The following is a 13,927-nucleotide window of genomic DNA, read 5'->3' as shown; positions in this document are numbered from 1 at the left end:
ATATCGGTTCACTCCGAGGACGAAGTGGGCCCGGCTCCGGCCGGGGCGGTGCGCTGTACGGAGGTCAGCCAGCCGCCGTCCACGTTGAGGACTTGGCCGGTGATGTAGTGGGCGCCTTGGGAACAGAGGAGCAGAATCGTTTCTGCCAACTTCTCCACCGGTGGTGGCCCGAGCGGGGACTCCCGGTCGCACATGGCCAGCCAGTCGTCAGAGCCCGAGAAGTAGCGCAGGGAGAGGCTGGGGAAGGCAGTGGTGCGCACCCCGTTCACCGTGATGCCCAAGGGCGCCAGCTCAAGGGCGAGCGACCGGACCAGGGCCTCGCTCGCCGCCTTCGCCGCGCCGACCACGCCGTAGCCGTGCGAGGCACGGATGGCCCCCATGCTGCTCATGTAGACGAACCGCGAACCGGGCGGCATCAGCGGGGACAGGTGCCGCGCCAGCGTGACGAGGGAGTACGAGTTCACGCTGAAGGTCCGCTCGAACATCGGCAGGGTGGCGTCCATGACCCGCGCCTCGGACCCTCCGGCCGCGCAATGGATCACGATGTCCAGACGGCCGACCTTCTCGCGTATCACCGCGGCCATGGCCGCCACCTGGTCCTCGCAGGACACGTCGGCGCAGATGTACTGGGCCTGGCCGCCTGCCTTCCTGATGGACCGGGCCACGGTCCTGCCGTCCACCGCGGTCGAAGCGGAGTTGACGATGACCTGGGCTCCTTGGCCGGCCACGAGCTCGGCGATCCTCCGCCCCAGGCCCCGACTGCTGCCGACCACGAGCACGACTTTCCCGGTGAACCCCGGTAACTCGTCCCGCATCGCGCTCAGGTCTCCGTCGCCAGACGGCCGACGATGTAGTCGGCCATCTTCCCGATGGTCGCGTAGTCCCGCATGACGAAGTCCTCGTCCATGGGCAGGCCGTATTCCTCGCGGACCCTGCCCAGCGTCTCCACCTGTTTGATGGAGTCGATGCCGAGGTCCACCTCCAGGTCCAGATGGTCCTCGAACACCTCCGGGGGATAGCCGCTCACCTCCGCGACCAGTTCGACGAGCCGGGCCTTCACTTCCTCGACGGAGGCCTTCCTGCGCTCCGGGCCGGGACCTTCCTCCTCGTCGGGGTCGAAGAAGTCGACCGTTGCGGCCGGGGCCCGGACCGCACCGGGGTCCGGCTCCGGGCGGGCGGCGGGCGCCGGTGACGCCACCGGTGCCACCGCGGCTTCCTTTGTGGCGTCCGCGTCCGCCCCGGAACCGGTCCCGGCGGCCGGGACCGCGCGCGGGGTGGTGGTGGCGCGGCCCGGGGCCTCCTCGGAGCCCTGGTTGGCCTGCTCACGCGGCCGACCAGGGCCGCCGATGGCGGCGAAGGTCGTCCAGGCGTCGAGGAGGAGCCGGCCCCAGGACTCCGGGTTCTCCTGCAGGGAGCTGAGCATCTCCTCATCGGCGGCGCGCAGCAGCTCCTCGCCGAACAGGACCTTCCAGGCGAGCTGCGTGGATGCGGAGACGCGGTCGTGTATCCGTACTTCGGGCACAGTGCCCTCCTGTCGTGTAGGTGGTCGCTCTGCTTGCCCGGTGGCTCCGGTCCTCTAGTTGGCCTTCCACTGCATCCGCGATCCCGCGAACCAGAGGGTGATGCCGCTCAGTCCCGCGAGGACGAGCAGGTCGATCCAGAGGCGGCCGGTGACCGGGCCCACCAGGACCTGCCGCAGCGCCGAGGCCGCGTACGTGGTGGGACTGACATGACTGATCGTCAACAGCCATTGGGGCAGCTGGCTCGCCGGGATGATCACAGGCCCGAAGAACAGCAGAAGCATGGTGACGAGCAGGGTGAACGAGCTGGACTCCTCCTGGGTGCGTGCCAGCACTCCGATGACCGCCCCGATTCCGGCGAGGGGAAGTACGCACAGGGGGACGACCAGGAGGACGAGCCAGCTCACGGAAAGACCGACACCCAGCAGCGTGGACCCGAGCAGCACAGTGACCACGAGCGCCGGTGCGGAGAGCACGAAGAAGGCGAGAACCGTCGCCAGAATGACCATGTAGCGGCGCACCGGAAGGGTTCCCAGGAAATCCAGCGTCCCCATCGCCTTCATGAAGGCGAAATTCTGCGCGACCTTGTTCTGGTTCTCGAACATCAGCGACAGCAGGATGCTGCCGGTGAGTACGTACGTGAGAGCTTCCTGGCCGCGCCCGTGAGCGAATGCCCCGAGGGCGGCGATGCTCATCATGGGGGCGAAGATTCCCGTGACGACCATGGCGCGCCAGGACCATCTCCAGTTGGACAGTTGCATGAGCCACAGGTCAACGAACTGGGCTCCCATTCCCGGGCGTTCAGTCTGCAGTCGCATAGTGAAGGTACAAATCTTCCAGGGTTGCCGAGTAGAGCCGGTAGTCGACGGATTCGTGCAGGCGCAGTTCGGACAGCAGGGCCGGCGCGCGATCACGCGGGACGGACAGCACGACGTTGTCGTCCGACTTCCAGTGCTGGGGGATGTCCGGCGGGAAGGTGGGTGGCGCACCCGGAGCCAGCCATACTTCGAGACGCATGTGGTCAAGCAGCCCGCGCTTCAGCTGGGCCGGCTGACCGGTCACGAGGAACCGGCCGCGTCGCATGATGCCGACGCGATGGACGATTCGCTCCGCCTCGATCGCGTCATGGGTGATGAACAGGATGGTCGTGCCGTATTCGGCGTTGACCTTCTTCAGCACTTCCCAGACGTGCTTCCGGTTGACCGGATCGAGGTCGTTGGTCGGCTCGTCGAGCACCGCGACGGGCAGTCGCCCGGCCATGGCCAGAGCGAGCTGCAGCAGGCGTTGCTGACCGCCGGACAGTCGGGAACTCGACTTGTCCCGGACCTCTCCCAGCTGCCAGGTCTCGACCATGGCGTCACGCTCCAGGCGGGCGTCCCGGCGCGTCATACCGCGCAGGTGAGCAGCGAAGTAGATGGCCTCGCCCACCTTCAGCCGGTTGAGCGCCCCGCTGCTCTGCGGCATGAAGGCGACGGACCGGCTCACGTGCAGCGGGTCCTGGGAGATGGGCCGGCCGAACAACCGGATCTCGCCCGATGTCGAACGCAGCAGGTTCACCATCTGTCGTACCAGCGTGGTCTTTCCGGCTCCGTTGTCGCCCAGGATGCCGAACACTTCCCCGGCACGGATGTCGAGCGAGACGTCATCGGTCGCGGGTTCGCTCTGGTGCGGGTAGATCTTCACGAGGTGTTCGATCTCATATGCAAGGTCGGTCAATTGGCTCTCTTTCCGTCGGCGCACGGCACGAACGATCACGAATCACAGTTCGTAGTAGACGCTGTGACTCTTGTCGAGGGCCAGGCGGTCCTCGACGATGTGTGCGCTGAATTTCCGTGCCTGCTTCGCGTAGTGCTCGAACTTGCGCTCCATGTCGATGTTCTCGGTGGCCACGAGTCCGAAGATCTTATTCGGTGTGATGTCCATCAGATCGAAGTCCATGGCCATCAGGTCGAACCGCTCGAGCGCGAGCGTCTCCTCGACCTCGGGGTTGTAGTAGTACCCTCCCTCGATCAAGCGGGTTTCCCGGCTGCCGAAGTCCATCATCCAGGTGCGTCCGCCGAGGTCGATTTCCATCGCGATGTGCGCCGTGGACGGGCCGAAACCCGGCACCCTCCGCTCGTGGTAGACGATGGTGGGCCGGATGCCGTGGTGCCGGAGCACCGCGGAGGCCACCAGGGTTCGGTCCGGACACGGGCCGAAGGCCATGACGTCACCATCGGCGAGGATCATCGGCACCGTTCGGTTGCCGAAGGACTTCTTGAGCCGCTCCATGTCCCAGACGCTCTTCGGGACACTCTGATGGATGAGGTCCACCACGCAGAGCAGGAGACCGGCGCCGGTCTCGCAGAACGTGGGGATTGCGAGTTCACCGGACATGTCTCCTCATTCCACAGGTCGTTGCCGCAGGTGCATGGCTGCTGCCCTCCCGTCACCCTGCGACGGCCAGGGGGGCCGCGATCCCTCGGTGGCGCAGGAGCGGGAGCACTCCCTCACCGACCCAATAGGCCTCCTCCAGATGGGGGAACCCGGAAAGGATGAACTCCTCGAGGCCCAGGTCCGCGTACTCCTCGATGAGGTCGGCCACTTCCTCATGGCTGCCGACCAGAGCGGTTCCGGCACCGCCGCGCAGGAGCCCGACGCCGGCCCAGAGGTTGGGATGGATCTCCAGGTCCCTGCGGGCCCAGCTGCCGCGGAAGCCCTCGTGCAGGGCACGCATCCGGGCCTGGCCCGTGGACTCGCTCGCTCCGAGGACGTTCTGCACCTGAGCGACGTGCGCCGGGTCGAGGCGGTCGAGCAGCCTCTCGGCTGCTGCCCACGCCTCGGCCGCGCTGTCGCGCGTGACCACGTGGAAGCGGATGCCGAAGCGCAGCGTACGCCCCTCTTCGGCCGCGAGCTTGCGCATCCGGTCGATCTTCTCCGCGACCAATGCCGGCGGTTCGCCCCAGGTGAGGTAGGTATCGACATGACGGGCGGCGACGGGGCCGGCCGCCTCGGACGAGCCTCCGAAGTACACCGCGGGTAGCGGGTCCGGAGGTGCGGCGACCGTGGCACCGCGGACGTCGTAGTACTCGCCGCTGAAGTCGAAGGGGGTTCCGCTCCAGGAACCGCGCAACACCGTGAGGAACTCGGCCGTCCGTGCGTAGCGCTCTTCCTTGGAGAGGTGATCGCCGAAGCGGGCCTGCTCGTCGCGTTCTCCGCCCGTCACCACGTTCAGCAGGAGCCGTCCGTGGGAGAGCCGTTGGAAGGTGGAGGCCATCTGGGCGGTGAGCGTCGGGGAGATGAAGCCCGGCCGGAAGGCGACCAGGAACTTGAGCCGCGTGGTCTCCCGGGCCAGCGCCGCGGTCACCAGCCAGGCGTCCTCGCACCACGTACCGGTGGGGGTCAGGATGCCGTCGAAGCCCTGCTGCTCGGCGGCCCGGGCGATCTGGCCGAGGTAGGAGATGCTCGGTGCCCGGAACCGGTCGGCCCCGCCTTCGGGCGCGTGCTCAGCGCCGGCGGCTGATCCGTGCGTACCGTGCGTACCGACGGTGAGAGACCGTCCGTCACTGGCTGTGGGCAGGAACCAATGGAACGCTGCTGTTGATCGTTTCGACATCGCACTCCGTAGAAGTAGAGGAGGCATCCCGGAGGGGGTCAGTCGCAGGAGAAGTCCCCCGCGGCGCGCGCCTCGAGTCTCCGGTAGACGGAATCGTCCACACTCAGCTCTCCCGTCGACAGGGCCGCACGACGGCGTTCGCGGCTTTCCTGTCCGGGAATCCGCAGGGACAGTCCGTCGCGCGTGGACACGTCCTCCATCGATCGGACCAGCTTCGCGTTGGCGTCCGGGAACCCGTCGAGTACTCCGCCGAAAGACGGGTCCACGGCGATGAAGGTGTACCCGGTGGTCCAGGTCGAGTCGACGTCCCCGCCCATCGGAAATCCGAACAAGGACCCCGTCATGATCTGAATCAGCAGGGAGAGGGAAAAGCCCCTGTGATCTCCGAACACCATCGCCGAAGCCGCCTCGTGCGGGTCGGTGGTGAATTCCCCGTCCCGGTCCACAAAGGCCTCATGGGGAAGCGTCGTACCGGCGCGCCGCGCTTCCCACAGCACGCCCATGGGTGACCGGGTGGTCGACATGTCCACCACCAGTGGCTCACCACGGGTCGGAACGGCATAGCTGATCGGGTTCACCCCGAGAAAGGGCGTGCGAGCTCCGGCCACCGTACTGTCGGCCCGGGAGGTGTTCATGACTATCCCCAGGAAACCTGCCCTGGCCAGGTGTTCCGACCAGGGTGACAGGACACCGTAGCGCTGGGTGTTGATCATGCCGACGATGCCCACGCCCCAACGTCGCGCCCGGCTCTCCGCGGCGCGCACCGCGTAGTCCGCGCTGACGGGCCCGATCTCGCGCCGGGCGTCCACGACGGCGAGCGCACCGTGCTCGCGCACCGTGCTGGGCGCGCCCTGCCGCTCACTGAAGAACTGGGATTCGAAACAGAATTTGGCCACGCCGTGCGATCGTTTGCCCTGGGTCTCACCGAGGAGGAAATGGTCGACGACGAGGTCGACGGATTCCTTCGGAACTCCGGCGTGGCGACAAGTCTCCGCCATCAGGCGGCGCACGTGTTCGAGGTCAACCCTCATAGAAATGTCCAGAAAGAACGAGCAATCTTCAGCGCCCCCATCTGCAATGGTTCTGCAGCCGCTCTCGCTTCCCAACTCCCTCACTGACAACGAGCGTCACATGCGCAAATAGACAACACAAGTGTGCGATCAGGAATTGGCCACGGAGACGATCACGGCGGCCCCTGAGCCCCTGTCCGCGCCGACGGACGAGCGTCGGCTACGCATCGTGAAGGGCCCCCGTAGGACGTCACGCCGGCGAACGCGCAGCGTAGCCCCTCCGAAAGCGGCCGAGCACAGGCGGACGGAGCAAGACGCCAGATCGTGGCCGGAAACCGTAGTCGTCCCTTTGCCGCCGCAGCACTCCGACGGAGCGGGGGGGCGGCCCTCCACAGATGCGAGCCAGGCGGAGCGGCATGTCCAACCCCTGGCGTAGGCGGCTGGACCAATGGCTCGGCGAGTGCCTTCAGTCGATGACGGCGCCCTGCCGGTGACATTGAACTCTGTCGCGGTCATGGTCGGCGCACGGTCGGAGGCGAGGAAGGCCGCGGCGTAGGCGACGTCTTCGAGACGGGGCCGGCGGTGCAGCAAAGTGGCGGTCGCCTCGGGGTCGTCCCCGGACGGGTTCGATGGGTCGGGCGAGCCGGGAGAGCAGCCAGGCCGACCGGATGCCGTGCGGGCCGAGTTCGCCGGCCCGCTGGCGGCACAGACCGGAAAGGGCGGACCAGGCGATATGGGAGCCGCCGAGGCCAGGGACGGCTTCTCGGCCGCCACCCATGGCCAGGATCACCCCGGTGCGACGGGGGATCATATGGCGGGCGACGGCGGTGGCCGGCGTCAAGTGGGTGGTGACTGCCTTGATGACGGGGCGCAGCACGTCTTCGTCGGCCATGTCGACCAGCGGGGTGCCGTGCAGGTCGGCGTTGGAAGTGGCGTTGAAGGCGATATCGATCCCCACGGAGTGCCGGGCGACGGCGTCGGCGTGCCGCTCGACCGCCGCGCGGTCGCTCGCGTCGAGCGTGGCGACCTCGACGCGGCCCCCGGATTCGGCGATGGTGGCGCCCAGCTCCACCAGAGGTGCGTGGGTGCGCCCGACCAAGTGGACCGTGGCGCTTTCGCCGGCAAAGACGCGGGCGACGGCGGAGCCGATCGCTCCAGCGCCGCCGTAGACGATGGCCGTCTTGTTCTCCAGCAGCACGACACTCCCTGCTTCATCGCGGTTCGATCAACTGGCCCCCTCGGCAACCGCGTTCGCAGGCCAGTACCCATCGAACTCGCATCTCGCCGCTCCTGGCGGGCACAGTGTTCCTGCCGCCCAGGTGCGGCGAGGGCGGGGCGGGGGTACCCGCGCCGGGGGTTCGTAGGATGATCGCTCGATCGTTGCATTCGCAGACTGTTACGGGGGCTCGGGTGAGCATGACGTCCTTCGACGCGGAGTGGGCAGGTCTCAAACAGGGCACCGCGGCCGACACGGAGATGCGGCTGGCGAGTGCCGCGCCCGACGCCGGTGGCGGTGGCGGTGGCGGTGGTGAGGACCTCAAGTCCGACATGGCCGTCTGGAAGAAGGGCAGTGAGGACGTCGGCGTGCCCTTGGGCGGCGGGGGCTGAACGCGGCGCAGGTCGGGGCGCTGGGTCAGCAGGGCCCCGGAGCGGATGCCGATCCGGCACTTGTCACCATCCGGCGACCGCCCGGGGGTCCCGATGGGCCGGGGTGACTGTTTCGGGTCAGTAGCCGTCCGCGGCGTGCCGGCTCGCTTCCTGCCAGGACAGAAGTTCCTGCAGGTCCGGGAAGAAGGCTGCCGCCTCGTCCGGCTCCAGAACCGCTTCGAGTTCGAGGCGGCCGGGCACGCGCGGCAGGAACCGTACAGCGTTGTAGTGATGACGCATGACCGGTGGGTCCAGGACGAGGCGACGTACGCCGTCGGCCGCGGGAATACGGTCCGGGGTGGTTGCGCTCCAGATCCACCGCCCCGAGGGCTCGGAGAAGTTGAAGCACTCCAGGGTGCCGGGCAGCTCGTTCAGGCGATCCATGTCGATCGGGGCGTCGGTGCTCAGCGCGACGGCTTCCATGCTCGGGGCCTCTCCGGGAAGGTGCCCGCCACCGATGAGGAGGGCACCCAGCAGGGTCTGGAGCTGGTAGTTGTCGGCGATCCCGCCCATCCGCAGACGGAAGGCCCGCCCCGAGGCGCGGTCCAGAACCAGCAGCGGCTCGTCGTCGAGGAGCAGGAGAGCGCGCTGGGCACACTGCAGATCCCCGATGTGCGGTTCCAGACGCTGCGTCAGCTCTACGAGTGCGGGGCGGTCGGCAATCGGGTCCGGGCCGTCGAGGCCGGCCCGCACCCGGGGGTCGGCAAGGACGGCGACGGCTGCCTGCTCCCATCGGTGCACCGTGAGCCAGCCGAAGTAGGGGGCGTGCCACACGTCCCCGTAGTCGGGGCCGAAGGCCTTCTGCTGCTCGGGGCTCGGCAGGCCCGACGGGTTGGGGGGCTCCTGGTCCTCGCCGTGATGCTGCTCCCAGAGCTCGGCGAACACCAGTGCCTGCTCCATGGCGGATCGCAGTCCCGACAGGAGGGGGCGGGCGCACACGACGGCGTCCGCGTTCCACTCCACCAGGGCGCCCACGAACACGGCGTAGACCGCGGCGTGCCACTGGGGCATGTCGTCGAGGTGCCCGGCGAGGTGGGGCCCCAACTCGCGTGCGTGCTCGGCCAGGGTGTGGCGGGGCAGCGCGGCGAGGCTCTGGTAGGCCGCCTCGAGTTGCGAGATGCTCCGCTCGGCGATCGCGGTGTCGAAGGACTCCGCGGCGGAGCGGACGGCGGCGTCGGGTCTGTTCACCTGCGCAGTCTAGGCCGCCGTCCGTCGCCTTGAGCAGGGCGGCCCCGAAGCGGGCCGGATCCATGTGCACGAGCGGTGGTGCCGACGCCGCGCGGTCGCGTGCAGGCGCCGACGCGAGGTCCGGGTAAGGGATCCCGGGCCGTTGCTCCCACGCCAACTGTGTTGCTGTACACGGTCCTCATCCTGCCGTGAATGACTCCCCCGATGTTTCCCCCTGCCCGGTCCGGTACATGATCGGGTGTCACGGGTACACGTAGTGCACGTGGCGCACGTAGTGCAGACCGTTCGCGTTCCTGCATCCCACACGACAGACATCGAGGAACTCATGAGCACAGGCAGCAATGTCACTCGCGTCAAGGACGACTACGCCGAGCAGATCGCCGGTGATCTCGCGGCGAACCAGGCGGCGCAGGAACAGCGGCGAGGTGAACTGCAGCAACTCCAACAGGAGATCGGGGAGCTCGAGGAGAGCGAGAAGGTCCTCTTGAGGATGCAGGACGCACTGGGCTTGGCCGCGGCGCCCGCCACCACCCGCCCGGCCGGGCGCGGTACGAAGCGGGCCACGGTGCCTGCGGCACGCAGCGCGGGCGCGGATGCGGGTCTGGATGCGGCTGCGGGTGCGGCTGCAAGTACGGCCGCAAGTGCGAAGAAGACTCCCGCGACCACGACCACGGCCACGGCAAAGGCCAAAACCAAGTCCGGCTCCGGAGCCAAGGACGCGGCCGCGGCCACGGCCGTGAAGGCGGCTCCTGCCCGCAAGGCCACCGGAAAGGCCGCAAGTAAGGCGACCGGTGACACCGCGGTCAAGGAGGAGAAGGGCGGCCCCTCCTGGCTCGAACTCGTCACGAAGGTCCTGGCCGGCGGGACGGAGCCGAGGTCGGCCGCCGAGGTGGCCGAGGCCGTGAGCGCCGCCCACCCCGCACGCACGGTCCAGGCGGGAGTCGTCCGCAACACCCTCGAGCAGGGCGTCGCCCGCGGTCTGCTGGAGCGTTCCAAGCAGGGCCGGTCCGTCTACTACAGCCCCGTCGTCCCCGCTCCGGCACAGCCGGAGGCCGCCCTGCCCGAGCAGCCGTAGCCACCCGGTCTCAACCATCAGGTGGGTGCATCCGGCCGGCTCGTTGCCGGCCGGGTGCGGCCCGCGGGCCGGGCGGCCCCCCGGTCCACGTCGGAGGGTGATCGTCATGAGTGCCGCTGGAGCGGAGGTGGGTAGAGACACCTCGAACGCTGCCCGACTCACCGACATCGGGCTGCCGGTCACCGACATTCCGCTGGCACTCCACCACTCAAGGGCCCTGCGACGGCGGGGGGTGAGGAGCCGTCCTCTAGGGTCCATCCCAGGATGACCGGCGGGGCGGTCCGTGCGGTACGGGCCGGCCGACGGTCGTGGGTGCAGGGGGGCACAGATGGAGTCTTTGCGGCCGGGTGACCTGCTGGAGATCGGCGGGTACCGACTGTTGGCGCGGCTGGGCTCGGGGGGCATGGGCGAGGTGTTCCTGGCCCGAACCGCGTCCGGGCGGGCGCTGGCCGTCAAGACCGTGCACCGGGAGCTGAGCCAGGACGCGGACTTCGCGCAGCGCTTCGACCGGGAGATACGCACCAGCGACCGGGTGCGGTGCGCGTGGACGGTGTCGGTGGTGGATTTCAGCCCACCGGGAGCGTCGCCGCAGTGGCTGGCGACCGAGTACGTACCCGCTCCGTCGCTCGGCGACTGGGTGCGCGGCCAGGGGCCGTTGGAGTCCGCGGCCGTATCGCGGCTCGGGTGGGAGCTGTCCACCGCTCTGGTGAGCGTGCGGGCGGCCGGAGTCGTCCACCGCGACATCAAGCCGGCGAACGTACTGCTGGGCGCCGAGCGTCCGTTCCTCATCGATTTCGGTATCGCGCGGACGGTCCGCGATCCGCGCCACACCCGCACCGGTACGGTCATCGGCCCCCCGGATTCCTGGCACCGGAACAGGCCACCGGCTCAGTGGCCGGGGCTCCGGCCGACGTGTTCTCCCTCGCCGCGGTACTCGTTTACGCAGCCACCGGCCGCAGCCCCTTCCTGGCGGCCGACGAGGAACTGGACCTACCGGCCCTGCTCTACCGGATCGTGCACGACGAGCCCCGGCTGGACGGTGTGCACGAGGCACTTCTTCCCTTGGTGAGGGCATGCCTGGCCAAGGACCCCGAGCAGCGCCCGAGCGCCGCGGACGTGGCCGCGCGTCTGGAGGGCGGCCAGAAGGACGGCTGGGGTGCCGTGGTCCCGCCGAGGCTGGTGGCTGAGGCCGGGCGCCGGGAGGCCGAACTCCGGCAGCTCCTCACCGCGTCACAACCGCCCGCACACACGCCCGGCACGCACGAGCCGACGCCTACGCCTACGCCGATACTGGTACCGGAGCCCGCACCGGCGCCCGCACCGCATCTGCCTCCGTACCCGGCTGACGGGACCACACCCTCCTCCCCCGCCCCGCCGTCCAGCGCGAAGGCGTTGCTGCGGTCCCGGGGGGCCGGGGCGGCCGCGGGCGCCGTCGTCGTCGCCGCGGCCGTCGCCCTCGCCGTGGCACTCCCCGGACGCGGTGACGCAGACGGGGCGGCTCCCCACGGGTCCTCGTCCGGGCCGACCTCACCGACGGCGACACCGACGGCGACGGCCGCGGCCTCGACCGGTGCACTGCCCGCGGCGTGGACGGGTACCTGGGCCGGCACCGGGCCCGGAACTCCCGACGCGGACGGCATCTCCCGCGCACGGACAGGCGCGTTCGCAGTAACGGTCACCCTGAACGGCGGAGCAGTGGGCGAGCTGGTGGGCCGGCAGGTCAGCGACGTCAAAGAGGTCGCAACCGGCCGGAACCTGGGCTGTACCGAAGCCCTCCAACTGCGCCAGATCCGCGGGAACAACGCGGTCTTCGAAGCCGTGACCAGCCACCCCACCGACCCCGCCGCCGTCTTCGACTGCCCACGCGGCAACCTGTACGTACTCACCATGGCGGAGGCGGACCGCCTGACGCTGGAGTCGGAAGGAGCGCAATCGGCGGGGGCTCCTGCGGCGCTGACCCGCCGCCCCTGACGACGACAGCCGCCACGGCCGTCCAATGCGCGAAGCCCCCGAAGTCCTCGATGAATTGGACTCCCCGGGACTTTGACCTCAAGTGCACTTGATGTTCTAAACCTAGGGGCATGACTACTCCACTGCGTATCGCGCTCATCGTCGGCAGTACCCGCGAAGGCCGTTTCGGGCCCACCGTGGCCCGCTGGTTCGAATCCGTCGCCGGCCGCCGCACCGACATCGAACTCACCGTCGCCGACCTCGCCGACGCCGATCTCCCGGCCCACTGGACCCCCGACCTCTCACCCCGTGGGCGGGCTTTCGTCGAGCACCTGGCCGGGGCGGACGCCTACGTCGTGCTCACCCCCGAGTACAACCACTCCTTCCCCGCGTCCCTCAAGCAGGCCATCGACACCGCCGGACGCGTGTGGCGGCGCAAGCCGGTCGGTTTCGTCTCCTACGGTGGCCTGTCCGGCGGCCTGCGCGCCGTCGAGCAACTGCGCCCGGTCTTCGCCGAGCTCCATGCCACCACGGTCCGCGAGACCGTCAGCTTCCACCAGTTCCCCTTCGACGAGGCCGGACAGCCCCGCGACCAGGAAGGGGCCGAACAGGCCGCGACCGTACTCCTCGACGACCTGCTGTGGTGGGGCCGCGCGCTGCGGACCGCGCGCAGGAACGACGAAGCATGGAGCGAAGCCGCGTAACGACCGCCCCCCCGGCCCGAGGTGGCGTGCCCGATTCCGCCGCGGGACTCGACAGCGCGTACTGATGACTGGCTCCGCCGACCGCACCGTACGGTCGGCGGAGAGGGTCATCAGTGACGGCGACGGCAACCCCGAAGAGGCCCGGCATCTCGACGGACACCTCGCACCCCGTCACCTGGTCTACCCTCGGTCAGATGATCGAGTACGTGAACCAGCTCGGCGCCGGCGCCCCATTGACCGGGCCGGCCCCCACCGGCACCGACGCCGTCGTGTGGTCCCTGGACACCACCGCCGACGCCCTCGGCGGCTACCGCACCCAGGACGCACCCACCGTGCTCGACGCCGGTGAGCGCGAGAAGGCCGCGCGCCTGCGCCTGCCCGGGCTTCGCCACCGCTACCTCGCAGCCCACCTCGGAGTGCGGGTCCTCCTCGGCAGCTACCTCGGCCTGCCTCCGCAGGAGGTCCCCCTCACCCGGGAGGACTGCCCCTGCTGCGGTGAACCCCACGGCCGCCCCGCCGTCACCGGCAACCCCCTGCATTTCTCCCTCTCCCACACGGGCGACATCGCCTACATCGCTCTCGCCGCGCTGCCCGTCGGCGTGGACATCGAGATGACGCCGAGCGCCGAGACGGTCACCGACGTCATCCGCTCCCTCCACCCCGACGAAACCGGCGAGCTCAACGCTCTGACGCCGGCCGAGCGCCCCGAGGCCCTCGCCCGCCTCTGGAGCCGCAAGGAGGCCTGTCTCAAGGCGGCCGGCACCGGCCTCGCCCTCGGCCTCGTCGACCCGTACGTCGGCACCCGCCCCACTCCCCCGCCCCTCGCCGACTACACCCTCATCGACCTCCCCGCCCCCCGCGGCCACGCCGCCGCCCTCGCCCTCACTCACCCCGGCAGCACCCCTGGGCCCGGCACCACCGTCTGACCAGAGCGTCGGCGTCCTGCATCTCGGCCAGCGGGCGCTGAAGGAGCCTCACCGGTACCTGGGGGTAGCTGGACGGGCAGGGCAGTTGGCCGGCCGCACCCGCGTTGCAGTACGCCACCGGTTTCGACGACGGCGGCCACTCGCGGTTCATGACCGACGGGTTGTGGGGATACGCGGACACCTCGGGGACGGTGGAGGTCGAAGGCCGCCACCTGGTCCTCCAGTACTTCCTCCTCGTGGGCGACGCCGACCGCGCAGGTCTGGCTGGCCGCCGTCGAAGCCTGAAGCCCCCTCTGCGGTGAGCGGGCGGGA

General features: G+C 69.5%; 15 protein-coding genes and 1 pseudogene. 7 read left to right on the top strand and 9 right to left on the bottom strand.

Going from position 1 to position 13,927, the window contains the following annotated elements; all coding sequences use genetic code 11:
• Positions 1-8 precede the first annotated feature (8 nt).
• The 8 genes from OG373_RS40185 to OG373_RS40150 all read right to left on the bottom strand — a co-directional run bounded on the left by OG373_RS40185 (position 9) and on the right by OG373_RS40150 (position 7,323).
• Positions 9-815 (bottom strand): SDR family NAD(P)-dependent oxidoreductase, encoded by an 807-nt coding sequence (locus OG373_RS40185; protein WP_405443866.1) that lies wholly within the window; start codon positions 813-815, stop codon positions 9-11.
• Positions 816-820: 5 nt separating this feature from the next.
• On the bottom strand, positions 821-1,522 hold the full coding sequence (locus OG373_RS40180) for an acyl carrier protein (RefSeq protein WP_405443865.1): 702 nt from the start codon (positions 1,520-1,522) through the stop codon (positions 821-823).
• Between the two features lie 54 nt (positions 1,523-1,576).
• The gene (locus tag OG373_RS40175) at positions 1,577-2,281 is read right to left on the bottom strand and encodes an ABC transporter permease (RefSeq protein ID WP_405443863.1); all 705 of its coding nucleotides are present in this window, start codon (positions 2,279-2,281) and stop codon (positions 1,577-1,579) included.
• A gap of 40 nt (positions 2,282-2,321) precedes the next feature.
• Positions 2,322-3,236 carry an ABC transporter ATP-binding protein gene (locus OG373_RS40170; protein WP_405443861.1) on the bottom strand — a complete coding sequence of 305 codons (915 nt, stop codon included), beginning with the start codon at positions 3,234-3,236 and terminating at the stop codon, positions 2,322-2,324.
• 42 nt (positions 3,237-3,278) lie between these two features.
• A complete protein-coding gene (locus tag OG373_RS40165) occupies positions 3,279-3,896 on the bottom strand; it encodes a hypothetical protein (RefSeq protein ID WP_397739608.1) in 618 nt (205 codons plus the stop codon).
• A gap of 52 nt (positions 3,897-3,948) precedes the next feature.
• Positions 3,949-5,115, bottom strand: a complete 1,167-nt coding sequence (locus OG373_RS40160; RefSeq protein ID WP_405443860.1) for an LLM class flavin-dependent oxidoreductase — start codon at positions 5,113-5,115, stop codon at positions 3,949-3,951.
• Positions 5,116-5,153: 38 nt separating this feature from the next.
• Entirely contained in the window at positions 5,154-6,125 is a 972-nt protein-coding gene (locus OG373_RS40155) for an Ldh family oxidoreductase (RefSeq protein ID WP_405443859.1), read from the bottom strand.
• Positions 6,126-6,591: 466 nt separating this feature from the next.
• Entirely contained in the window at positions 6,592-7,323 is a 732-nt protein-coding gene (locus OG373_RS40150; RefSeq protein WP_405443858.1) for an SDR family NAD(P)-dependent oxidoreductase, read from the bottom strand.
• Positions 7,324-7,535: 212 nt separating this feature from the next.
• Between OG373_RS40150 and OG373_RS40145 the strand changes: the two genes are divergently transcribed.
• Positions 7,536-7,733, top strand: coding sequence for a hypothetical protein (locus OG373_RS40145; RefSeq protein WP_405443857.1), 198 nt, complete (start codon positions 7,536-7,538; stop codon positions 7,731-7,733).
• A 117-nt stretch (positions 7,734-7,850) separates the two neighbouring features.
• On the opposite strand, the gene OG373_RS40140 is transcribed toward OG373_RS40145, so the two are convergent.
• On the bottom strand, positions 7,851-8,960 hold the full coding sequence (locus OG373_RS40140) for a hypothetical protein (protein WP_405443856.1): 1,110 nt from the start codon (positions 8,958-8,960) through the stop codon (positions 7,851-7,853).
• Between the two features lie 325 nt (positions 8,961-9,285).
• Between OG373_RS40140 and OG373_RS40135 the strand changes: the two genes are divergently transcribed.
• The 6 genes and pseudogenes from OG373_RS40135 to OG373_RS40110 all read left to right on the top strand — a co-directional run bounded on the left by OG373_RS40135 (position 9,286) and on the right by OG373_RS40110 (position 13,917).
• Entirely contained in the window at positions 9,286-10,035 is a 750-nt protein-coding gene (locus OG373_RS40135) for a hypothetical protein (RefSeq protein WP_405443855.1), read from the top strand.
• A gap of 328 nt (positions 10,036-10,363) precedes the next feature.
• Positions 10,364-10,864, top strand: a pseudogene (locus OG373_RS40130) (protein kinase domain-containing protein); the annotation flags it as partial.
• Between the two features lie 83 nt (positions 10,865-10,947).
• Positions 10,948-12,006: a hypothetical protein gene (locus OG373_RS40125; protein ID WP_405443854.1), complete on the top strand. Its 1,059-nt coding sequence runs from the start codon at positions 10,948-10,950 to the stop codon at positions 12,004-12,006.
• A 110-nt stretch (positions 12,007-12,116) separates the two neighbouring features.
• Complete coding sequence (locus OG373_RS40120; protein ID WP_405443853.1) at positions 12,117-12,689, top strand: NADPH-dependent FMN reductase; 573 nt, start codon at positions 12,117-12,119, stop codon at positions 12,687-12,689.
• Between the two features lie 194 nt (positions 12,690-12,883).
• Complete coding sequence (locus OG373_RS40115; protein ID WP_405443852.1) at positions 12,884-13,615, top strand: 4'-phosphopantetheinyl transferase family protein; 732 nt, start codon at positions 12,884-12,886, stop codon at positions 13,613-13,615.
• Positions 13,616-13,719: 104 nt separating this feature from the next.
• Complete coding sequence (locus OG373_RS40110; protein ID WP_405443851.1) at positions 13,720-13,917, top strand: hypothetical protein; 198 nt, start codon at positions 13,720-13,722, stop codon at positions 13,915-13,917.
• Positions 13,918-13,927: the final 10 nt, after the last annotated feature.

Origin of the sequence: Streptomyces avidinii, from assembly GCF_045161815.1 — a bacterium.
GTDB lineage: Bacteria > Actinomycetota > Actinomycetes > Streptomycetales > Streptomycetaceae > Streptomyces > Streptomyces avidinii.
The sequence above is the reverse complement of the archived record's forward strand: the minus strand, read 5'-3'. Positions and strand labels throughout refer to the sequence as shown.